The sequence below is a fragment of the Erwinia sp. E_sp_B01_1 genome, assembly GCF_036865545.1.
Lineage (GTDB): Bacteria > Pseudomonadota > Gammaproteobacteria > Enterobacterales > Enterobacteriaceae > Erwinia.
Genome location: NZ_CP142208.1, coordinates 3978779 through 4000507 on the forward strand (window position 1 = coordinate 3978779; position 21729 = coordinate 4000507).

Genomic DNA, 21729 nt, shown 5'->3' on the forward strand with positions numbered 1-21729 from the left:
GCTGGCAGAGTCGCGGCGCCTGGCTACACTTCTTGAGAATTTATACCCGGCAAGTGTTAACGGTTACATTGGGAAACATTTTGTATATCTGATAATTAAGAATTAATACTCTTAACATTCTGTAGCGTAATGCGCTATTTTCAGCGCTGTCCGATGGATGCTCATACAGATTTTGAGTGAAACTATTCAACACTATGTCTATCTGGTTAAAAAGCGTAAGCACGCGTGAAAATGCTGCATTCAGGATTGATCTTGTGTGTAACCGATTACACTAGTGTGATCTCCAGCACAGTCTTGCGGGCAAAGGTTTTCTACCATTTATAACAACAATAAGCAGTACCACTTTAATGGAGGCGTTATGCCTGATAATAAGAAAAAGAGCAGAACCTCAAACAAGGCGATGACCTTTTTTGTCTGTTTTCTCGCCGCACTGGCGGGTCTGCTGTTTGGTCTGGATATCGGCGTTATCGCCGGCGCCCTGCCCTTCATCGCTAAGGATTTCAACGTTACCCCACATCAGCAGGAGTGGATTGTCAGCTCAATGATGTTTGGTGCCGCCGTAGGTGCAGTGGGCAGCGGCTGGATGTCTTCCCGCCTGGGCCGTAAAAAGAGCCTGATGATTGGTGCCGTCCTGTTTGTGATTGGCTCGCTGTGGTCAGCGATGTCATCCAACCCGGAAATGTTGATCTTTGCGCGCGTTATCCTGGGTCTGGCAGTGGGTGTGGCTTCTTATACTGCTCCTTTGTATCTCTCCGAGATCGCTCCGGAGAAGATTCGCGGCAGTATGATTTCGCTGTACCAGCTGATGATCACCATCGGTATCCTGGGTGCCTATCTCTCTGATACGGCCTTCAGCTATACCGGCGAATGGCGCTGGATGCTGGGTGTTATTACTATCCCTGCTGCGTTGTTGCTGGTTGGCGTCTGCTTCCTGCCCAACAGTCCGCGCTGGCTGGCCGCGAAAGGCGACTTCCGTACCGCTCAGCGTGTTCTGGATCGTCTGCGTGATACCAGCGAGCAGGCGAAACGCGAGCTGGACGAAATCCGTGAAAGCCTGAAGATCAAACAGTCTGGCTGGAGCCTGTTCAAAGACAACAGCAACTTCCGCCGCGCCGTTTATCTGGGCGTTCTTCTGCAGGTAATGCAGCAGTTCACCGGTATGAACGTCATCATGTACTACGCGCCGAAGATTTTTGAAATTGCTGGCTTCACCAATACCACTGAACAGATGTGGGGCACGGTTATTGTTGGTCTGGTCAACGTTCTGGCCACCTTCATTGCTATCGGTCTGGTTGACCGCTGGGGCCGCAAGCCAACCCTGAAGCTGGGCTTCCTGGTAATGGCTGTGGGCATGGGCGTGCTGGGTACAATGCTGCATATGGGTATCCATTCCCAGGGCGCACAGTACTTCGCTATCGGCATGCTGATGATGTTCATCATTGGTTTTGCGATGAGCGCCGGTCCGTTGATCTGGGTTCTGTGTTCTGAAATTCAGCCGCTGAAAGGCCGCGATTTCGGTATCACCGTCTCTACCGCAACAAACTGGATTGCCAACATGATTGTGGGCGCAACCTTCCTGACCATGCTCAATACCCTGGGTAACGCGAATACCTTCTGGGTCTACGCTGGTCTGAACATTGTGTTTATCATCCTGACAATCTGGCTTATCCCGGAAACCAAAAACGTTTCACTGGAACACATTGAACGTAACCTGTTAGGCGGTAAAAAACTGCGTGACATTGGCCACCGCGACTAAGTCTTTCTGGCCGGGGAAACCCGGCCATCCTGATTGAAATCCTCTCTGCCAGATCGTATCCTCCCCCTATGAAATCCCTCAGACTTCCCATCGCCCTGCAACAGGCAGTTATGCGCTCGCTGCGTGAAAAACTGCAGCTGGCAAATCTTCGTCTGGAACGCGACTATCCCGAACCCAAACTGGTGTATCAGCAGCGCGGCACGGCTGCAGGAACAGCCTGGCTACAGCAGTGGGAGATCCGCCTGAATCCGGTGCTGCTGCTGGAAAACCAGCAGGCCTTTATCGATGAAGTTGTTCCCCACGAACTGGCTCATTTGCTGGTGTGGAAACACTTTGGCCGGAAAGCGCCCCACGGCAAAGAGTGGAAGTGGATGATGGAAAGCGTGCTGGAAGTTCCCGCACAGCGCACCCACAAATTTGAGATCGACTCGGTACGCAGCCGCTGTTTCCCTTACCGCTGCGGCTGCCAGCAGCATCAGTTAACCGTGCGCCGCCACAACCGGGTGGTGCGTGGTGAAACAGAGTATCGCTGCGTCCGCTGCGGCGAACGTCTGGCACCCGGTGATTTCCAACTTTCCGAAAAATCAGCCTGACAGCGCTAAAAACGCCCATAAACAGCTAATTTGCCCTGCCGTAATTTCCTGTTCCCGATCGCATCTGTTACTCTCGCCGCCTCGTTTACAACAGAGACATCTGGAACATGCTTCTCAATCTTTTCCGCTGCTTTTCACTCTCCCTGCTTTTGCCGACCTTTTTCGCCCACAGCCTCAGCCTGGATAACTATCATCAGAACAGTTTCGGCCAGGCAAAAGAGTATGCCGCGAAGATCAACGCCGATGCGCCAGGCTCCTTCTATTGCGGCTGTAAAATTACCTGGAAAGGCAAAAAAGGCATTCCTGACCTGGCCTCTTGTGGTTATCAGCCGCGTAAAAATGCCAATCGCGCCAACCGCATTGAATGGGAGCACGTCGTCCCTGCCTGGACGTTTGGTCATCAGCGTCAGTGCTGGCAAAACGGTGGCCGCAAGCAGTGCGCCAAAGATGCCGGATATCGCCGTATTGAGACCGATTTACATAACCTTCAGCCTGCGGTAGGCGAGGTGAATGGCGATCGCGGTAACTTTATGTACAGCCAGTGGAACGGCAGCGAGCACCAGTATGGTCAGTGTGAAATGAAAATCGATTTCAAGAACAAACTTGCTGAGCCGCCAGCCCGTGCCCGGGGAGCCATAGCCCGCACCTGGTTATATATGCGGGACCAGTATCAGATCAGCATGTCCAAACAGCAGACCCAGTTAATGAACGTCTGGAACAAGCTCTATCCCGCCACCGCCTGGGAGTGCGAACGGGACAATCGCATCGCTCGCGTACAGGGCAACCATAATCCCTATGTACAGCAAGCTTGCCAGCGGTAAAATCACTGACCTAAACTAGTGTTTATCTTCAGGCCGTGCCCGTTGCCCGGCCGCTAACCTTTATCAGGATTTCCATGCGTATACCCCGCATCTTTCATCCCGAATCTTTGACCGCAGGCAGTGAAATTGCCCTGAACGACGACGCTGCGAATCACGTAGGTCGCGTATTACGCATGAGTGCCGGACAAGCCCTGGAATTGTTCGATGGCAGTAATCTGGTTTTTCCTGCACAAATAGTGGAAGCCGGTAAAAAAAGCGTGCGGGTTTCCGTAGGCGAAGGCCGCGAAGAGAGCCGGGAATCCCCGCTTCACCTCCATTTAGGGCAGGTGATGTCCAGGGGGAGAAGATGGAGTTCACCATTCAGAAAGCGGTCGAACTTGGGGTAAATGTGATCACCCCCTTGTTTTCTGAGCGCTGTGGCGTAAAGCTTGATGCCGAACGGCTGGCAAAGAAAAACCAGCAATGGCAAAAAATTGTGGTTGCCGCCTGTGAACAGTGCGGCAGAAACAGCGTGCCTGAAGTCCGTGAAGCGATGACGCTTGAAGCCTGGAGCGCAGAGCAGGAAGCGGGCCTGAAACTCAACCTTCATCCCAGAGCCAGCCAGAGTATTAATACGCTGCCGCTGCCCGTTGAACGCGTGCGGTTGCTGATCGGCCCCGAAGGCGGCCTGACGGCAGATGAAATCAGCATGACGGCGCGTCACGGATTTACCGATATTCTGTTAGGCCCACGCGTATTGCGCACTGAAACCACGGCTTTGACGGCTATCACTGCACTTCAGGTACGGTTTGGCGATCTTGGTTAAGAACGCCTTTTACGCTAATTAACAATGAGTCCTGAGCGGTATCGTTACGGCGATCGGAGACTCAGAAAACACAGCTCACCGGAGACAGATTACATGATCAAGCTTGGCATTGTGATGGACCCTATTACCGCCATCAATATCAAAAAAGACAGCAGCTTCGCTATGTTGCTGGAAGCGCAGCGCCGTGGTTACGAAATCCATTATATGGAGATGAACGATCTTTATCTCCGCGGCGGCGAAGCCCGTGCGCATACCCGCACCCTCAGCGTGGAGCAAAACTACGACAAATGGTTTGAATTTGGCAGCGAGCAGGATATTGCGCTGGCTGACCTGAATGTCGTCCTGATGCGTAAAGATCCGCCGTTTGATACGGAATTTATCTATGCTACTTATATCCTCGAACGCGCTGAGGAGAAAGGAACGCTGATTGTTAACAAGCCGCAGAGCCTGCGTGACTGTAATGAAAAGCTGTTCACCGCCTGGTTCGCCGAGCTGACGCCAGACACGCTGGTTACGCGTAATGCGCAGCAGATCCGCGAATTCTGGCAGGAGCACGGTGATATCATCCTGAAACCTCTGGATGGCATGGGCGGCGCTTCGATTTTCCGTGTTAAAAAGGAAGATCCTAATCTGTCAGTGATTATTGAAACCCTGACTGAACACGGCAACTTCTACTGCATGGCGCAGAATTTCCTGCCAGCCATCAAAGAAGGTGACAAGCGCGTGCTGGTTGTGGACGGTGAGCCGGTACCTTATTGCCTGGCCCGTATTCCAAAGTCGGGTGAAACCCGCGGTAACCTGGCGGCCGGTGGCCGTGGCGAAGCCCGCCCGCTGTCAGACAGCGACTGGGAAATTGCCCGCCGTGTTGGCCCAACGTTAAAAGCCAAAGGTCTGATCTTTGTAGGCCTGGATATTATCGGCGACAAGCTGACTGAAATTAACGTGACCAGCCCAACCTGCATCCGTGAGATCGAGGCCGCATTCCCCATCTCTGTAACTGGTATGCTGATGGATGCCATTGAGAAACGCCTGGCCTGACGGTATGAACGGGGTCAACGGGCCCCTTTATTAACCCGTTAATTACGCCCGCGGTTTCAGCCGCGGGCGGTTAACCCGAATACAGAACCCTGATATGAATTTACAGCATCATTTTTTGATTGCGATGCCCACGCTGCAGGATCCGTTGTTTAAGCGCTCGGTGGTTTATATCTGCGAGCATAATGCAGACGGAGCCATGGGCATAATAGTGAATAAGCCAATGGAGAACCTGACCGTTGACGGTATTCTGAAAAAACTGAAGATTATGCCCACCCCGCGTGAGCCCGAGGTCAAGCTCGACAAGCCGGTCTTTTCAGGTGGCCCCCTGGCAGAAGATCGCGGTTTTATACTGCATTCTGCTCAGCGTACTTTCGCCTCCAGCATTCGTGTGTCAGATAACACGGTAATCACTACTTCCCGCGATGTACTGGAAACGCTTGGCACCCCTGAGCAGCCTCAGAATGTGCTGGTCGCCCTGGGTTACTGTGCCTGGGAGAAAGATCAGCTGGAAAATGAACTGCTGGAAAACGCCTGGCTCACCACGCCCGCCGACAGCAATATTTTGTTTAAAACGCCTGTCGCAGAGCGCTGGCGTGAAGCGGCTAAAAGCATTGGTGTGGATATCCATAACATCACCAGTGATGTGGGTCATGCCTGATGACGCATATGACATTGTTAGCTTTTGATTTTGGAACCAAAAGTATTGGCGTGGCCATTGGACAACAGCTCACCGGCACCGCCAGACCCTTAGCGGCATTGAAAGCGCAGGACGGTACGCCGGACTGGAATAAGATTGAAGCGCTGTTAAAAGAGTGGCTGCCAGACCGCGTAGTGGTAGGCCTGCCGCTGAATATGGACGGCACAGAGCAGCCCCTTACGGCCAGAGCCCGTAAATTTGCTAACCGTATTCATGGCCGTTTTGGCGTACAGGTTGACCTTCACGATGAGCGACTGAGCACGGTGGAAGCGCGTGCGGAGCTTTTCGAACGTGGCGGCTTTCGTGCCCTGAGCAAAGGCAGCGTCGACTCCCTGTCAGCGGTGATTATTCTTGAAAGCTGGTTTGAAAATAGCTGGTCATAAAGCATCATTGCGCGGCTGATTCAGCGCTGCCATGTTCTGCATTTTCAGCAATTCTGGGACAGCGCTGGCAAACCAGCCGCGCTGTCATAAGAATCCCTCTACCGCCTTCTGTTCAGAAGGGGCAATCAACCCGGCCTGCCGTCTCTCTGCCAGACTGCCCGCAAAGGTTTGCATTCCCGCCTGCATGCCGGTTTCCAGCAGGCCCGGTAGCTGATGAGTTTTTCCCTCACGGATCAAATTTGCTATCGCAGGGGTGTTAACCAGCACTTCAAACAGCGCCACCCTGCCCTGCCCGGTGCTCTGCACCAGCTTTTGAGCAATCACCGCTTTGAGGCTGCCCGCCAGCTGGCTGCGGATCAGGTTTTTCTCCGCGCCGGGAAATACATCCACCAGCCTGTCTACGGCCTGGGCTGCGCCTCTGGTGTGCAGCGTTGCCAGCACCAGATGGCCAGTTTCTGCCGCCGTCAGCGCCTGCTGGATAGTGTCGCCATCGCGCAATTCCCCCAACAAAATCACATCCGGATCTTCACGCAGCGCGCTACGCAATCCTTCACTGAATGAGCGGCAGTGCGTGCCAATCTCACGCTGCTGGATTAAAGAACGCTGGCTGTGATGGATAAATTCGATCGGATCTTCCAGGGTGAGGATATGCCGATCCTGCTGCTGGTTGATGGCCCCAATCAGCGCGGCCAGGGTAGTAGATTTACCGCTGCCTGTTGCGCCAGTCACCAGCACCAGTCCATCTTCCAGTTGCAGTATTGCGCTGGCGATGGCTGGCAATTTGAGCGAGACGAGATCCGGGCATTCAGTGGCAATCAGCCTTAGCGCCAGCGATAGCCCCTTTCGCTGACGGAAAAGATTGGCCCGCAGCCGCGTCCCGTCAGCCAGCGTCAGGGCAAAATCCAGCTGCCCCTCCCGTTCGAACTGTTCAAGCTGCGCGGGCGTCAGCCAGCTTTCAGCGCTGGATTGCAGCAGTGCCTGGGTTATCCGGACCGAATCTGGCAGCGGCTCCAGCCGGCCATAACGCCGCCAGTAGGGAGAATGACCACTGCACAGGTGCAGATCCCCCGCGTTATGCTTTACACTATGGGCCACCATCTCCTCAATATTCATAAAACTCCCTGACTATGACCTCGATTCAGCACAACTTACAGCAAGTCCGCGAACGTATCTCAGCGGCAGCCGCACGGTGCGGGCGCGATCCGGCAGAAATTACTCTGCTTGCAGTTAGCAAAACAAAACCTGCGAGCGCGGTCGAAGAAGCGGTTGTCGCAGGCCAGCGCTGTTTCGGTGAAAACTATGTGCAGGAAGGCGTGGATAAGATCATGGCGTTGGGAAATTCAGCCCTCGACTGGCACTTTATTGGCCCGCTGCAATCCAATAAGAGCCGGCTGGTGGCAGAAAACTTTGGCTGGTGTCACACCGTGGACCGGCTGAAGATAGCCACCCGGCTGAACGAACAGCGTCCGGTTTCTCTGCCCCCACTGAACGTGCTGATCCAGATAAACATCAGTGACGAAAACAGTAAATCTGGCATCATGCTGGAGGCGCTGAATGAACTGGCAAAAGAGATTGCCCTTCTGCCGCGTTTATCGCTGCGGGGGTTGATGGCAATCCCGGCGCCGGAAGCGGAATATTCACGCCAACTGGCCGTTTGTCAGCAAATGGCGGAGGCGTTTACCGCACTGAAAAAAGAGTATCCATCCGTCGATACACTTTCTCTGGGAATGAGCGACGATATGGATGCCGCAATTGCGGCAGGCAGTACCATGGTGCGCATTGGCACCGCCATTTTTGGCGCGCGTGATTACAGCGCCGCTCACAACAATAATTAAGGACCCCCATGCTGACGTTGACATTTCTGGTCAAGACCCTGATCGACCTCTACGTAATGGTGCTGTTGTTGCGTATCTGGATGCAGTGGGCACGCTGCGATTTCTATAACCCACTGGCGCAATTTATCGTTAAAATTACCCAGCCCGTGGTGAAACCTTTGCGACGTATCCTGCCCTCCATTGGCCCGGTCGATACCGCGTCTTTGCTGCTGGCTTTTGTACTGACTACGCTGAAATACCCGATTTTATTACTGATTCAGGTGGGCGCCTTCTCGGTAGACCCAATGAATCTGCTGGTTGGCCTTTTGTCGCTGGTGAAGTCCGCTGGCTATCTGGTGTTCTGGGTGATCATCATCCGCTCGCTGATGAGCTGGATCAGCCAGGGCCGTGGCCCGGTCGATTACGTGCTGATCCAACTGACCGAACCGCTGATGGCGCCAATCCGCCGCATTCTGCCCGCGATGGGTGGAATTGATTTCTCTGCCATGGTGGTGATCCTGATCCTTTACATGCTGAACTACCTGGGCATGGATCTGTTCCCTGGCCTTTGGTACCTGCTGTAATCTGAAAATTCTGGACCTGATATGCAAAAAGTCGTGCTCGCCACCGGAAACCCCGGAAAAGTTCGTGAAATGGCTGATTTACTCGCCGCTTTTGGCCTCGATATCGTGGCGCAAACCGAACTTGGCGTAGAGTCAGCCGAAGAGACCGGCCTGACGTTTATTGAAAACGCTATTCTGAAAGCTCGCCACGCCGCAGCGCTTACCGGCTTACCGGCCATCGCCGATGACTCAGGGCTGGCGGTAGATGCACTTGGCGGCGCGCCTGGTATCTACTCGGCGCGTTATGCCGGAGAAGAGGCCAGTGACCAGCAGAACCTGCTCAAGTTACTGGACGCACTGGAAGAGGTGCCGGACGGGCAACGTCAGGCACAGTTCCACTGTGTGCTGGTTTATCTGCGTCATGCGGAAGATCCCACTCCGCTGGTGTTCCACGGTAGCTGGCAGGGTGAGATTGCCCGTAGCGCAGCGGGTGAAGGCGGTTTCGGCTACGATCCCATTTTCTTTGTCCCGGCGCTGGGTAAAACCGCAGCCGGGCTGAGCAAAGCGGAAAAACATGCGGTATCTCACCGTGGCAAAGCAATGACGCTGCTGCTGGAAGCGATGCGCAATGCGTAAGCTTCCTCCGTTAAGCCTTTATATTCACATCCCCTGGTGCGTGCAGAAGTGCCCTTACTGCGACTTCAACTCGCACGCGCTGAAAGGTGATGTGCCGCATGAAGAGTATGTCCGGCACCTGCTGGCGGATCTGGATGCTGACCTGCACCTGACTTCAGGACGCGAAGTCAGCACCATTTTCATTGGTGGCGGAACACCCAGCCTGTTAAGCAGTGAAGCGATGCAGATGTTGCTGGACGGGGTACGCGAGCGCTTACCGCTTTCACCAACGGCTGAAATCACCATGGAAGCGAATCCCGGCACCGTAGAAGCAGACCGCTTCAGCGGCTACCAGCGCGCCGGTATCAATCGTATTTCAATTGGCGTGCAGAGTTTCAGCGAGAAGAAGCTGGCGCGTCTCGGGCGCATTCACGGCCCGGAAGAGGCCAGGCGTGCAGCGGGGCTGGCGACCGATCTGAATCTGCGCAGCTTTAACCTGGATCTGATGCACGGTCTGCCAGACCAGTCGCTTGAAGAGGCGCTGGACGACCTGCGCCAGGCCATTGCGCTGAATCCCCCGCATTTGTCGTGGTATCAGCTGACTATTGAGCCTAACACCCTGTTCGCCTCACGCCCTCCCGTGCTGCCGGACGACGATGCGCTGTGGGATATCTTTGAGCAGGGCGACCAGCTACTGACGGCGGCAGGCTACCAGCAGTATGAGACCTCGGCCTATGCAAAGCCGGGCTATCGCTGTGAACATAACCTGAATTACTGGCGCTTTGGCGACTATCTCGGCATTGGCTGTGGCGCGCACGGTAAGCTGACCCAGACCGATGGCCGCATCGTCCGCACCACCAAAACCCGACATCCTCGTGGGTTTATGGCCGGGAAATATCTCGATCGCCAGCATGAAGTCGCTGACAGCGAGAAGCCGTTCGAATTCTTTATGAACCGCTTCCGTCTGCTGGAAGCGGCCCCGCGTGAAGAGTTTGCGCTTTACACCGGGTTGCCTGAAAGCATTATCCGCCCACAGTTAGATCAGGCGCTTACTGAGGGCTATCTGATTGAAACGGCAGAAACCTGGCAGGTGACGGAGAAAGGGAAGCTGTTCCTGAATTCGCTGCTTGAGCTGTTCCTGGCAGAAGAATAGCCTCAGCCCTGAAAAGAAAAACGCCTGAAATTTATCAGGCGTTTCAGACTGCTGACGAACCTGAAGCGATGGGAGCATATGCCTTGAACAAAGCATCACGGGCCACGGACGGCCCGTGCTGAGCTGGCAGGGATGGCGCTTTTTGCGTCTTTGTGAGAGGCATATGCTCCCTGAGCCTGCACTTTGCCAATAACTGAAACGCCTGAACGTTATCAGGCGTTTTTTTGCTGAACATTTTGTTGCGGGTTATTTCAGCCCGGCAATCATCGCTTCGCGCTGGCCTTCCAGCGTGGTCACACGATTACAGACTTCATGGCCGAAGTTCTGAAAATCCTGCTCCTGATTTTTCCATTCAGCCTGAACAGACTGCTGGAGACCGCCAAGGTTGCCCATGATCGCCTGAAGCGGATTATCGCCATTCCCTGCCTGCTGGCGACCCATCTCATTCAGACTGTCCTGCACCACTCCACCCATAGCGTTCTGCACCAGCTTCTCGCCATCCTGACGAACCTGCTCGATTGCCTGATGGTGGAAAGTCAGCCCGTCGCTACGGTGCTCGATAATCCGGTTCATCTGCTGCTTAAGCTGAGTATCCAGTGAGGTCAGGCGGTTACGTACCTTGCTGTCCTGCCCCAGCTTCTCCACGATCACCTTATCCAGCGCCACACGGCTTTTTTCCAGACGCTGACGTGCACCCTGATCGATCCAGGGCAAATCACGACGCAGCGCGGTCTGGTAATCGATCGCTTTCTGACGCGTGGCCGTATCAACAGAGGCAGCCTTACCGTTACGCTCCACCTCACCCGTTGGGGTGATGATCAGATTGCCACTGGCCCCGACAACCTGCACGGTTTGCGGAGAAATGACGATGTCATCCTGGGGTTTCACGCTACATTGATAGTCTGCCTGAGCCTGGCCTGCTGCCAGTAATAAGGCCCCCACCATCATCGCTTTACGCATTTTGCATTCTCCTGAGAGTGAAAAGGCCACGCATGATGCGTGGCCCCGATATCCATCCTTATCTCCCCACATCCTTCAGGATGAGGCGGGATACTTTCTTAGTCCCACCAGACGTCGAAAAGTTCGGTAACCTGGATATTGCTCAACTTATGTTCTTCCAGCCACTTACGCACCAGCTCGCGGTGCTCATCGGTGCATTTGCCGGTCTGCTGCAGGCAGATTAAGCCTTCCCACTGCAGATAGCCGCTGCCATCAAAAGCCAGGCCATTAGGATCGATAACTTCTTCGATCAGCGCATCCACAGTTTTGTCGATGGTCTCTTCGCTGGTGCCTTCAGGGAAGCCAAATCCAATGGAAAAGCCTAATTCCTGAAACTCATCAATATGCATCTTTTTACGCAAACGACGACTGCGTTGGGTAGCCATTATTTAATCCTCTCAAACATCAGATCCCAAACACCGTGGCCAAGACGCTGACCACGCTGCTCAAATTTGGTTAACGGGCGCGACTCAGGGCGCGGCACGTAGTCCTGCGTGGCTGACTGGTTCTGATAACCGGCAATGCTGCTCATCACTTCCAGCATGTGCTCTGCATAGGCTTCCCAGTCGGTCGCCATATGGAACACGCCGCCCAGTTTCAGCTTGCGCATCACCAGCTCAGCAAAAGGCGCCTGCACGATGCGGCGCTTGTTGTGACGCGCTTTATGCCAGGGGTCCGGGAAGAACAGCTGCACCATGCGCAGCGAATTATCCGGGATCATTTTGTCCAGCACGTCGACGGCATCGTGACACATCACGCGAAGATTCTCCACGCCAGCCCCATGGGCGGTGCTCAGGCAGGCGCCCACGCCCGGGGAGTGAACCTCAATACCCAGGAAGTTTTGCTGCGGGTTGCTCGCGGCCATGGTGACCAGTGAAGCGCCCATACCGAAGCCGATCTCCAGCACCACCGGCGCCTCGCGACCAAACAGGCTAACCAGATCCACAGGTTCAGGCTGGTATTCCACGCCCATCACCGGCCAGTAATTGTCCAGCGCGTGCTGCTGGCCTTTCGTCAGACGGCCCTGACGACGTACGAAGCTGCGAATGCGGCGCATTGGGCGACCGTTTTCATCAAACTCCGGAGAAATAACCTCATTCTTCATGTTTCTGCCTGCTGGTCTGCAATATCTGGAAAGGGGGCATTATGCAAAGTTACAGCGGTTAAGCAAGCCCCGGTAACTTCCGGTTTACAGCATAGTTGGTCTGTGCTGGAATCCCACCCTGATTTTTACTTATGCAGGATATTTCTCTGACATGATGCAAGCGCCGCAGTTCTCACGGCAGGTACTGGACTGGTATCAGCGCTTTGGGCGTAAAACCCTGCCCTGGCAGCTGGAAAAAACGCCTTATAAAGTCTGGCTTTCTGAAGTGATGTTGCAGCAGACCCAGGTTGCCACCGTCATTCCTTATTTTGAGCGTTTTATGGCGCGTTTCCCGACCATATCCGATCTTGCCGCGGCCCCGCTGGATGAAGTTCTGCATTTATGGACCGGATTAGGTTACTACGCCCGTGCGCGTAATCTGCATAAAGCGGCCAAAGTGGTGGCGGATAAGCACCAGGGCATCTTCCCGGAAACGTTTGAAGAGGTGGTCGATTTGCCAGGCGTTGGCCGTTCAACGGCGGGTGCGGTTCTCTCCTTATCACTGGGTAAGCATTTCCCTATCCTCGACGGCAACGTCAAACGGGTGCTGGCCCGCTGCTATGCCGTATCAGGCTGGCCGGGTAAAAAAGAGGTGGAAAAACGCCTGTGGGAGATCAGTGATGAGGTGACGCCGGCTGAGGGTGTCAGCCAGTTCAATCAGGCGATGATGGATCTGGGCGCGATGGTTTGTACCCGCTCAAAACCGAAATGTGAAATCTGTCCGCTGAATCTGGGTTGCGTAGCTTACGCCAACGGCACCTGGGCAAATTACCCCGGTAAAAAGCCGAAGCAGACCCTGCCCGTGCGCACGGGCTGGCTGCTGATGATGCAGCAGGGCCAGGAGGTCTGGCTTGAACAGCGCCCGCCGGTCGGCCTGTGGGGAGGACTGTTTTGTTTCCCACAGTTTGCCACCCTGCCCGAGCTGCAACAGTGGCTGAGCGACAAACGCATTGATGACGCAAAATTACAGCAGGAGATCGCGTTTCGTCACACCTTCAGCCATTTCCACCTGGATATTGTGCCAATGTGGCTGGAACTGCCTCCGGCAGGTGCGGCAATGGATGAAGACGCTGGTCTCTGGTATAACTTAGCGCAGCCACAGTCCGTTGGGCTGGCCGCCCCGGTGGATCGCCTGTTACAACAACTGCGTCAGCCACAACAGCAAGCGCTGAACATCCGCGCAAAAGAAGAGGAAGAGTAATGAGCCGAATGATTTTTTGCACGTTTCTGCAACGTGATGCCGATGGACAGGATTTCCAGCTTTATCCGGGCGAACTCGGCAAGCGTATCTATAATGAGATTTCTAAAGAAGCCTGGTCTCAATGGATGAGTAAGCAAACTATGCTGATCAACGAAAAGAAGCTCAGCATGATGAATCCGGAAGATCGTAAGCAACTTGAGCAGGAAATGGTGAAATTTCTGTTCGAAGGACACGACGTCCATATCGAAGGTTATACCCCGCCAGAAGAATAATCGTTGGGCCTCACAGATGAGGCCCTCTCAATGTGGGCTAAGCACGACAACATGAATAAGAAATTGATAGGTTTGCTGGTAATAGCGCCGCTGCTGATCTCCTGCTCAGGCAACAAAAAACCGGTTTTCCACGAAGAGTGGGTCAAAGACACCAATGGATTCGATATTCTGATGGGACAGTTTGCCCATAACATTGAGAATATCTGGGGCATCAATGAAGTGCTGATCGCCGGTCCGAAAGACTATGTGAAATACAGCGATCAATATTACACGCGTAGCCACATTAACTTCGAATCAGGCTCGATCACCATTGAGACCATCGCCGGAACCGATCCGATGGCCAGCCTGCGCCAGGCCATTATCACCACCCTGCTGATTGGTGAAGATCCAGGCAATGTCGATCTCTATTCCGACGCTAATGATGTCAAAATTGGCAAAGAGCCGCTGCTCTATGGTCAGGTGCTGGATAACACCGGGCAGCCGATCCGCTGGGAAGGCCGTGCAGCGAGCTTCGCCGATTACCTGTTACAGACCAAGCTTCAGCGCCGTAATTCCGGTCTGCATGTGATCTATTCGATCACTATTCCGATGGTGCCAAACCATCTGGATAAGCGTGCCCATAAGTATCTGCCGATGGTACGCGAGGCCGCCGCGAAGTACGGTGTCGATCAGTCGCTGATCCTGGCCATTATGCAGATTGAATCGAGCTTCAACCCCTACGCGGTCAGTAATGCGGATGCGCTGGGGCTGATGCAGGTGGTGCAGCATACCGCCGGTGTGGATGTTTTCAGGATGAAAGGGAAATGGGGCAAACCAAGCCGCAGCTATCTGCTGGATCCGGAGAACAATATTGATGCCGGTACTGCTTATCTCTCCATTCTGCAGAGCAGTTATCTGGCGGGTATTTCCAACCCGACCTCCCGCAAATATGCGGTGATCACCGCCTATAACGGCGGCGCGGGCAGCGTGCTGAAAGTCTTCTCCAGTGACAAGACTAAAGCCTTCAACACCATCAATAATCTCTCGCCTTCAGAGGTTTATCAGACGCTGACCAGCAACCACCCTTCTGCTGAGTCCCGTCGCTATCTCTATAAAGTGAACAGCGCGCAGAAGAGCTACCATCTTTACTGAGTGACCTCCGGCCGGATGAAGAGATCTTCATCCGGCTGGCCAGGCCTGTCTGGCGTGTAAAATGGCGAGAATTTCTGTGCCCGGATTCATGCTGCGAAAAACGATAATGTAATTAGCATGTACGATAATTTCGCGAGTTCCCGCAACATGTCCACAGCGAAAAAGAGCAGGACTTTCAGCAGCAATTGCAACGAGCCTTTCAATCCGCAAAAGAAGCAATTCGGCTGCTTCGGAGTTTCTTTCGGCCAGCCAGCCAATGATATGTAGCAATTGATCAGTTGCCTCGTCAGTCCATTTGACGTCCCGCATGAGAGTTACAGTCCCTTGTTTTTAACTCCGGCAATAATCCGTTGGGCCTCTGCCATGACTTCTTCATGACTGTGGCGCGGTGTGTTACTGGCCAGGGATTTTTCTACTTGCTGGCGAAACCAGTTTTCATAGTTTTCCCCCTCTTTTTCCGGAAGGATACCGCTAAGATTGGGATGTAATTTCGTCATAATACTTCTCCCTTTGGATGATGAAATTTCGCACAGTATAAAAGTCTGGTGGCTTAAGTCCAGTCAGGTTTTTGCACCCTGTCTTCATTCTCAGGTCTTTCTCTAAATGTTCTGAAACCCGCTGTCTTTTTGCAGGCAGCTCCTGGACAGCACTCGCAATTAAACATAAAAAAACGGCTTTTCCGAAGAAACGCCGTTTTTTTAATAACCTCAATCCTGACAAAATATCAGCGAGTGATATTTTTAAATTGTCTTGTCGTGTCTGTCAGGGCGGTTTCGGTCGGCAGGCGCTCCATTGAACTGGCACCATAGAAACCATCGCACTGCGGACAGTGGTCAAGAATGTACTGAGCATCTTCAGGGCTGGAAATCGGTCCGCCATGACATAAAACGATTACGTCTTCCCGTATCGCTTTAGCGGCCTGAGCCCACTGATTGATCAGCGGCACACAGTCGGAAAGCTTAAGCGCTGTTTCTGCGCCAATGTTGCCGCCGGTGGTCAGGCCCATATGAGGGACAATGATATCGGCACCCGCTTCGGTCATCGCAATGGCATCGGCTTCGCTGAAAATATAGGGGGTGGTCAGCATCTCTTTCTGATGTGCCAGCCGGATCATCTCCACTTCCAGACCGTAGCCCATGCCCGTTTCCTCAAGATTGGCGCGGAAGTTGCCGTCAATCAGGCCCACGGTGGGAAAATTTTGCACGCCGGAAAAGCCAAGAGCCTTGAGATCGTCCAGAAATTTATCGAACTGGCAGAAGGGATCGGTGCCGTTAACCCCGGCAAGCACCGGCGTGTTCTTCACTACCGGCAACACTTCCTTCGCCATATCCACCACAATCTCATTGGCATTGCCATAGGCCAGCAGACCGGCCAGTGAACCGCGCCCCGCCATCCTGTAACGGCCGGAATTGTAAATAACAATGAGGTCAATCCCCCCCGCCTCTTCACACTTTGCAGAAAGGCCGGTACCGGCACCTCCTCCGATAATTGGCTCCCGGCGGGCGATCATCTTTCTGAATTTAGTCAGTATTTCCTGACGGGTAAAAGCCATTCTCAAAACTCCTGTTCCGCTAGCTGGCGAAATTGCGCCACTGCAGCCTGTGCAAATAAAGGATCGTTGATGTTATAGGGCAGACGGCGAATTATACGTTTTTCCGTCTGCTGTAAGTGTGCCTCAAGCGTGGTGATAAAGGCCAGATCGGCCTCTGGCGACCAGAAAGGTTGCCCTGGCGCATCAAGTGCCGAGAAGCCCCCTTCGGGGATCAGGAATACGACTTTTCCCTGACACTGGTTGAGTTTGCCAGCTATCCACCTGGCCATCGCCACGTTCTCATCCACGTCAGTACGCATCAGCGTAACCTGCGCATTGTGATGATAGAACAGCCGGTCGGCATATTTTTCCGGCACGGTAGTGACATGACCAAAGTTGATCATATCCAGCGCCCCACAGGAAATAACGCAAGGCACACCAGATTTTGCCACCCCGTCAAAGCGCGTATCATCACAGGCAAGCACTCCGCCAAACAGCAGATCGCAGACTTCCGTAGTGGTGAGGTCGAGCAGACCGGAAAGCATATTACTCTCAGTCAGTTTCTCCATCGCCATGCCGCCGCTGCCGGTGGCATGAAACACCAGGCAGTCGTAGTCCGCTTCCAGTTCAGCGCTGACCTGCTGAATGCAGGGGGTGGTGACGCCAAACATCGTCAGCCCCAGCGCAGGTTTTTCCTCCTCGCTCTCCTCCTGCTCCCAAAGCACTGCTCCGGCAATTTGGTGTGCAGCGTTTCCCAGTACCCGACGGGAAATGCGGTTGAGCCCGGCCACATCGGTGACGGAATAGATCATGTTGATATCGCTGGCACCCACATAGCCGGAGACATCGCCTGAGGCCATGGTGGAGACCATCACTTTTGGGATCCCGACGGGCAGGGCCTGCATAGCGGGCGTGATCAGCGCGGTACCGCCTGAACCTCCCAATCCTATTACGCCCAGCAGGTCACTGCGGCGGCTGAGGAAATTCTTAAAGGCCAGCGCCATAGCATCAATGGCTTTGCCCCGGTCACCGCAGAATACGGCATCACGGCCATTGGGATGGAAATCAGCAATCAGTTCGGGAGGAAAATCAGCGCCCGAAGGTGGGCTAACTGGTTGAGTAGACAGATCAACTGTTACTACCTCAGCGCCGGTATTAGCTATACACTCGCTGACGTAAAACAGTTCCCTTCCTTTAGTATCTGCTGTAGCAACAGCATAGATATAACCTGTATTTATACTCATAGCCGTAACAACACCCTGTTATTAGACAAAATAAAGACTTGATAAACCTGTAATAAAAACGTAAATAACCATAGAGGCGTCAACGTTTTCAGGGTCACGAGATTACAGTACCACCTTCAATATTGATAAATCAATTGAATGAAATATGCGTCTCACGCTGTTGTTGACTACGCTTAACAACGGGATCTGAGTGTCAGGTTCAGGCAGGCTAAAGCTGTTTATCCTGCTTAATATTCGTCAATCGCTTGAATAGCAAGCAGATTTAACCGAACAAATGAGGTTATTGTGGAGCAAAGGGATTCCGCTGGGGTTATGACATTAACCGCTACAAGAGCAAGAACACGCCGTTTACTGATCGAAACTGCCATGAAGATGTTTGACAGTGGCGCCTTTCCTTCGATTACTGAAGTCGCTCAGGAAGCTCAGCTTTCACGCGCTACGGCATACCGTTATTTCCCTACTCAAAGCGCGCTGGTCTCTGCGATCGTGACTGAAACCCTCAGCCCGATCAAAAGCTGGCGTCCTTCTAAAGAGGAGACCAGCGAACGTATTGATGAACTGCTGGGCTTTGCGTTTCCAAAAATGCTGGAGCACGAAGGGACGCTGCGTGCAGCACTGCATCTTTCGCTGACCCAATGGGCGCAATCCCGCTCCAGTGACCGGCCGGAAAAAGAGAAGCTGATCAGGGGTAACCGTAAGGCGCTACTGCAACATGTGGTCGAACCGCTGAACCAGGAGATGTCTCCGGAATTAGTCGAGCGCGTCGTACAGTCGTTATCGCTGGTTTACGGTTCGGAGATTTTTCTGGTGATGAAGGATATCTGGGGGTGTTCCAACCACCAGCTTGAGGATATCGGCAAATGGATTGCCAAAGCTATCGTCAGTCAGGCACGGGAAGACGAGAAAACGCTGAAGGCTGGCCAGACGCGGGCAGCATTGAGCTGATGTTGAACCGCGCCTGAAATGTCGATCGCTATCGACATCCGCAGGCGCGGGGGATCCTATTCGTTAATCATGTAGCCATACAGACGTTTCACACCCTGCTCATCGGCCTCGGCGTAGACTCCCTGTAATTCAGGAGAGAAGCCGGGCAGCAGGTTAAGGCCTTCTTCCAGCGCCAGGAAGTAGCGCTGCACTGCGCCGCCCCAGGCTTCGCCAGGGACCACACAGAGAACGCCCGGAGGGTAAGGCAACGCGCCTTCGGCAGCGATGCGCCCTTCAGCCTGAGCAACAGGGACAAGCTCCACGTTGCCGCGAATAAATTCGATGTTGGCATCCTGGGCGTTCATCACCACTTTCGGCAGGCTTTCCCGGCGGAACATCGCCTTCTGTAAGTCTTTCACACCATAACTGACATAGAGCTGATGCATCTCCTGACACAGTCGGCGTAAGGTGTATCCCGCATAGCGCTTTGCATTTTTGCGATAGATAGTCGGCAGCACATCGGAGAGCAACGCATCTTCTTTGACGTGCTGCTCAAACTGCGCCAGTTTCGCTACCAGATGCGCCATCTTCTCAACGCTCTCTGCTGGCGTCAGCAGGAACAGGATCGAATTGAGATCGCATTTCTCCGGAACTACCCCATTTTCGCGCAGATAATTAGCCAGGATTGTGGCCGGGATGCCGAAAGAAGCATACTGCCCGCTGGCCGCATCAATGCCCGGCGTGGTCAGCAGCAGCTTACAGGGATCGATCAGGTACTGATCTTTCTCGTAGCCTTCAAAACCATGCCATGTCGCCCGCGGCGCAAAACTGAAATAACGGACATCAGAAGCGATGGTTTCGGTTTTTGCCTCCTGCCAGGGCTTGCCGTCCACCTCATCCGGGATAAAGGGTTTGATCATTTCGCATCTGGCGAGGATCGCTTTTCGGGCATCGATCCCTAAGGTGACACACTCATGCCACAGACGGCGCCCCGCTTCTCCCTGATGCATTTTGGCGTTAACGTCCAGCGCGGCAAACAAGGGATAGAAAGGACTGGTTGAAGCGTGCAGCATAAAGGCATTGTTCAGCCGCTTATGGCTGCAAAAACGCTGCTGCCCGCGGATATGGTTGTCCTTTTTATGGATCTGCGAAGTCTGCGAGAAACCAGCCTGCTGCTTATGCACTGACTGGGTGACAAAAATACCGGGATCGTTGGCATTCAGATCCAACAACAGTGGCGAACAGGCCTCCATCACCGGGATGAATTGTTCGTACCCTACCCACGCTGAGTCAAACAGGATGTAATCACAAAGGTGGCCAATGCTGTCGATCACCTTACGGGCGTTATATACGGTGCCATCGTAGGTTCCCAGTTGGATCACCGCCAGGCGGAAAGGCCGTGCTTCATTCGCCCGATCCGGCGCGATCTGTCTGATCTGCTCGCGCACATACTCTTCATTGAAACAGTGCGCATCAATGCCCCCGATAAAGCCAAAGGGATTGCGGGCCGTTTCCAGCCACACCGGCGTGGCACCAGCCTGAATCAGCGCGCCGTGGTGGTTAGATTTATGGTTATTGCGATCGAACAACACCAGGTCGCCACGCGTCAGCAACGCATTGGTCACCACTTTGTTTGCGCTGGAGGTGCCGTTAAGAACGAAGTAGGTTTTATCAGCATTAAAAACTTTGGCCGCGAACTTCTGGGCGTGCTTGGCGGAGCCTTCGTGGATCAGCAGATCGCCGAGCTTTACATCCGCATTACACATATCAGCGCGAAACACGTTCTCACCGAAGAAATCATAGAACTGCCGTCCTGCGGGATGCTTTTTAAAAAACGCGCCGCCCTGATGGCCCGGACAGGCAAAAGTGCTGTTATCCATCGCCACGTATTTGGTCAGCGTGTTGAAAAACGGCGGCAGCAGATCGTTCTGATATTCCGCAGCAGCGGCTTCAAGTTTGATCGCATCGTCCGCATCGCCGGTCAGCAGGCCGACATTCTCAGGCAGATCCTGCTCATGTTGCTGGCCGGGATAATCCAGCGAGATAAAGACCGGCAGGTTAAAGCCGGTATGGCGCAGCAGCGCCAGCATGCCGCTACGGGAGTCGGCAACGGAGACGACCACCGCCGCCACATCAGTAAAATCAGTTTTCTCCAGGGTGACGACTTCGCGTCCGGTCTGGAGGTGGATAGCCACAGTGGTGCTGGCTGCAATTTTCAGTGGTGTCATAACACAAATCCTCAGGCGATAAGGATGAGTGGGTGCCAGTGGCACAGCAATGGGAGACGGCAAAAGCCCTCGCCCGGCGAAAGGTGTCTGATGGATGAACAGCCAGATGGGAACCAGCTTCGACCGATAGACATCAGTAAAATCAGATCGCGTCTGTTTTTACTCATGGCCAACAGTAAGCTTATGAAAACCTCACCGCACGGGGGGCGTTTTTTTCAACAGGATGTGACTGGGAGAGAGGCGCATGCACATTTTCAGGCGGGGACAGATGCTGGTAAACAGCAGTGAACCTTTCATGCGGCGTCCTCAAAGTAAAGGGGATGACGGTGTCCGTCCAAAGTGGGCGCAATGATGACATTTTTTATTTTTCGGTACAAGACGGGATCTGATTTCACGCAAGCGGACACTAAAATATAAGCAATTGATTTAATTGTATTTGTGAATAAATCCAGCAATAAAAACGGTTAAATTTCTGTTAGTTATGCAATTTCACTGCAAGCCTATTCAGCAATAAATAAAATAGTGTAACGAGTGGAAAATTGTCACTTTTCCATCATTTTGATGCAAAAAAGTGCAGTCAGTAGCGATTAAGCCATAAAGCCATTGACGCCCGGCAGCCAGTACGGTTTAATGCGCCCCGTTGCCCGGATAGCTCAGTCGGTAGAGCAGGGGATTGAAAATCCCCGTGTCCTTGGTTCGATTCCGAGTCCGGGCACCACTAATTAAAGAACCCAGCCTGTGGCTGGGTTTTTGCTTTCTGGGATCGGGCTGATTCTGGTGAGCAAAAAGTATGCCCCCTCCCTCTCGCCCTCCTGGC

At 53.6% G+C, this 21729-nt stretch carries 23 protein-coding genes, 1 tRNA gene and 1 pseudogene; 16 read left to right on the forward strand and 9 right to left on the reverse strand.

The features are described 5' to 3' along the window. Positions 1-358: 358 nt before the first annotated feature. From VRC33_RS18525 to ruvX, 7 genes and pseudogenes are all read left to right on the forward strand, one after another. Positions 359-1756, forward strand: a complete 1398-nt coding sequence (locus VRC33_RS18525) for a sugar porter family MFS transporter (RefSeq protein ID WP_338558117.1) — start codon at positions 359-361, stop codon at positions 1754-1756. Between the two features lie 68 nt (positions 1757-1824). Further along, on the forward strand, positions 1825-2349 hold the full coding sequence (locus VRC33_RS18530; RefSeq protein ID WP_338558119.1) for a SprT family zinc-dependent metalloprotease: 525 nt from the start codon (positions 1825-1827) through the stop codon (positions 2347-2349). 107 nt (positions 2350-2456) lie between these two features. Beyond that, positions 2457-3170, forward strand: a complete 714-nt coding sequence (gene endA, locus VRC33_RS18535) for a deoxyribonuclease I (protein WP_338558121.1) — start codon at positions 2457-2459, stop codon at positions 3168-3170. 74 nt (positions 3171-3244) lie between these two features. Further along, a pseudogene (gene rsmE, locus VRC33_RS18540) lies at positions 3245-3975 on the forward strand (16S rRNA (uracil(1498)-N(3))-methyltransferase). Positions 3976-4068: 93 nt separating this feature from the next. Next, positions 4069-5013 carry a glutathione synthase gene (gshB, locus tag VRC33_RS18545; protein WP_338558123.1) on the forward strand — a complete coding sequence of 315 codons (945 nt, stop codon included), beginning with the start codon at positions 4069-4071 and terminating at the stop codon, positions 5011-5013. 94 nt (positions 5014-5107) lie between these two features. Continuing rightward, on the forward strand, positions 5108-5671 hold the full coding sequence (locus tag VRC33_RS18550) for a YqgE/AlgH family protein (RefSeq protein WP_338558125.1): 564 nt from the start codon (positions 5108-5110) through the stop codon (positions 5669-5671). After that, entirely contained in the window at positions 5671-6093 is a 423-nt protein-coding gene (ruvX, locus tag VRC33_RS18555) for a Holliday junction resolvase RuvX (protein WP_338558127.1), read from the forward strand. The genes VRC33_RS18550 and ruvX overlap by 1 nt, the downstream gene beginning before the upstream one ends. A gap of 84 nt (positions 6094-6177) precedes the next feature. Here the strand turns inward: ruvX and VRC33_RS18560 are convergent, their stop codons facing one another. Continuing rightward, positions 6178-7206 (reverse strand): type IV pilus twitching motility protein PilT, encoded by a 1029-nt coding sequence (locus VRC33_RS18560; RefSeq protein ID WP_338558129.1) that lies wholly within the window; start codon positions 7204-7206, stop codon positions 6178-6180. Between the two features lie 14 nt (positions 7207-7220). Here VRC33_RS18560 and VRC33_RS18565 point away from each other — a divergent pair, with 14 nt between their 5' ends. The 4 genes from VRC33_RS18565 to hemW are packed head-to-tail and all read left to right on the forward strand — an operon-like array spanning position 7221 to position 10238. After that, the gene (locus VRC33_RS18565; RefSeq protein ID WP_338558131.1) at positions 7221-7928 is read left to right on the forward strand and encodes a YggS family pyridoxal phosphate-dependent enzyme; all 708 of its coding nucleotides are present in this window, start codon (positions 7221-7223) and stop codon (positions 7926-7928) included. Positions 7929-7936: 8 nt separating this feature from the next. Beyond that, the gene (locus tag VRC33_RS18570; RefSeq protein ID WP_338558133.1) at positions 7937-8491 is read left to right on the forward strand and encodes a YggT family protein; all 555 of its coding nucleotides are present in this window, start codon (positions 7937-7939) and stop codon (positions 8489-8491) included. A 21-nt stretch (positions 8492-8512) separates the two neighbouring features. After that, positions 8513-9106, forward strand: coding sequence for an RdgB/HAM1 family non-canonical purine NTP pyrophosphatase (gene rdgB, locus VRC33_RS18575; RefSeq protein ID WP_338558135.1), 594 nt, complete (start codon positions 8513-8515; stop codon positions 9104-9106). Continuing rightward, positions 9099-10238, forward strand: coding sequence for a radical SAM family heme chaperone HemW (gene hemW / locus VRC33_RS18580; RefSeq protein ID WP_338558137.1), 1140 nt, complete (start codon positions 9099-9101; stop codon positions 10236-10238). Before rdgB ends, hemW begins: the two co-directional genes overlap by 8 nt. 246 nt (positions 10239-10484) lie before the next feature. Here hemW and VRC33_RS18585 read toward each other — a convergent pair whose 3' ends face one another. The 3 genes from VRC33_RS18585 to trmB form a co-directional block, all read right to left on the reverse strand. Next, positions 10485-11198 carry a DUF2884 domain-containing protein gene (locus VRC33_RS18585; protein WP_338558140.1) on the reverse strand — a complete coding sequence of 238 codons (714 nt, stop codon included), beginning with the start codon at positions 11196-11198 and terminating at the stop codon, positions 10485-10487. A gap of 98 nt (positions 11199-11296) precedes the next feature. Further along, a complete protein-coding gene (locus tag VRC33_RS18590) occupies positions 11297-11623 on the reverse strand; it encodes a YggL family protein (RefSeq protein ID WP_338558142.1) in 327 nt (108 codons plus the stop codon). Next, the gene (gene trmB, locus VRC33_RS18595) at positions 11623-12342 is read right to left on the reverse strand and encodes a tRNA (guanosine(46)-N7)-methyltransferase TrmB (protein WP_338558145.1); all 720 of its coding nucleotides are present in this window, start codon (positions 12340-12342) and stop codon (positions 11623-11625) included. Before trmB ends, VRC33_RS18590 begins: the two co-directional genes overlap by 1 nt. A 151-nt stretch (positions 12343-12493) precedes the next feature. Here trmB and mutY point away from each other — a divergent pair, with 151 nt between their 5' ends. From mutY to mltC, 3 genes are read left to right on the forward strand one after another with little or no spacing between them, the layout of a single operon-like run. Next, on the forward strand, positions 12494-13582 hold the full coding sequence (gene mutY / locus VRC33_RS18600; protein WP_338558147.1) for an A/G-specific adenine glycosylase: 1089 nt from the start codon (positions 12494-12496) through the stop codon (positions 13580-13582). After that, on the forward strand, positions 13582-13854 hold the full coding sequence (locus VRC33_RS18605; RefSeq protein ID WP_338558149.1) for an oxidative damage protection protein: 273 nt from the start codon (positions 13582-13584) through the stop codon (positions 13852-13854). Before mutY ends, VRC33_RS18605 begins: the two co-directional genes overlap by 1 nt. Before the next feature lie 51 nt (positions 13855-13905). After that, positions 13906-14985, forward strand: a complete 1080-nt coding sequence (gene mltC / locus VRC33_RS18610) for a membrane-bound lytic murein transglycosylase MltC (RefSeq protein ID WP_338558152.1) — start codon at positions 13906-13908, stop codon at positions 14983-14985. Between the two features lie 27 nt (positions 14986-15012). On the opposite strand, the gene VRC33_RS18615 is transcribed toward mltC, so the two are convergent. The 4 genes from VRC33_RS18615 to VRC33_RS18630 all read right to left on the reverse strand — a co-directional run bounded on the left by VRC33_RS18615 (position 15013) and on the right by VRC33_RS18630 (position 17760). Next, the gene (locus VRC33_RS18615) at positions 15013-15294 is read right to left on the reverse strand and encodes a type II toxin-antitoxin system RelE/ParE family toxin (RefSeq protein WP_338558156.1); all 282 of its coding nucleotides are present in this window, start codon (positions 15292-15294) and stop codon (positions 15013-15015) included. A gap of 5 nt (positions 15295-15299) precedes the next feature. Further along, on the reverse strand, positions 15300-15482 hold the full coding sequence (locus VRC33_RS18620) for a stability determinant (RefSeq protein ID WP_338558159.1): 183 nt from the start codon (positions 15480-15482) through the stop codon (positions 15300-15302). 227 nt (positions 15483-15709) lie between these two features. Next, the gene (locus tag VRC33_RS18625; protein ID WP_338576812.1) at positions 15710-16537 is read right to left on the reverse strand and encodes a phosphoenolpyruvate hydrolase family protein; all 828 of its coding nucleotides are present in this window, start codon (positions 16535-16537) and stop codon (positions 15710-15712) included. 2 nt (positions 16538-16539) lie between these two features. Next, the gene (locus VRC33_RS18630; protein WP_338558161.1) at positions 16540-17760 is read right to left on the reverse strand and encodes a Tm-1-like ATP-binding domain-containing protein; all 1221 of its coding nucleotides are present in this window, start codon (positions 17758-17760) and stop codon (positions 16540-16542) included. Between the two features lie 312 nt (positions 17761-18072). Here VRC33_RS18630 and VRC33_RS18635 point away from each other — a divergent pair, with 312 nt between their 5' ends. After that, entirely contained in the window at positions 18073-18705 is a 633-nt protein-coding gene (locus tag VRC33_RS18635) for a TetR/AcrR family transcriptional regulator (RefSeq protein WP_338558163.1), read from the forward strand. 56 nt (positions 18706-18761) lie between these two features. Here VRC33_RS18635 and VRC33_RS18640 read toward each other — a convergent pair whose 3' ends face one another. After that, positions 18762-20912 carry an ornithine decarboxylase gene (locus VRC33_RS18640; protein ID WP_338558165.1) on the reverse strand — a complete coding sequence of 717 codons (2151 nt, stop codon included), beginning with the start codon at positions 20910-20912 and terminating at the stop codon, positions 18762-18764. Positions 20913-21554: 642 nt separating this feature from the next. Between VRC33_RS18640 and VRC33_RS18645 the strand changes: the two genes are divergently transcribed. Continuing rightward, positions 21555-21630, forward strand: a tRNA-Phe gene (locus VRC33_RS18645). The last annotated feature ends 99 nt before the right edge of the window (positions 21631-21729 follow it).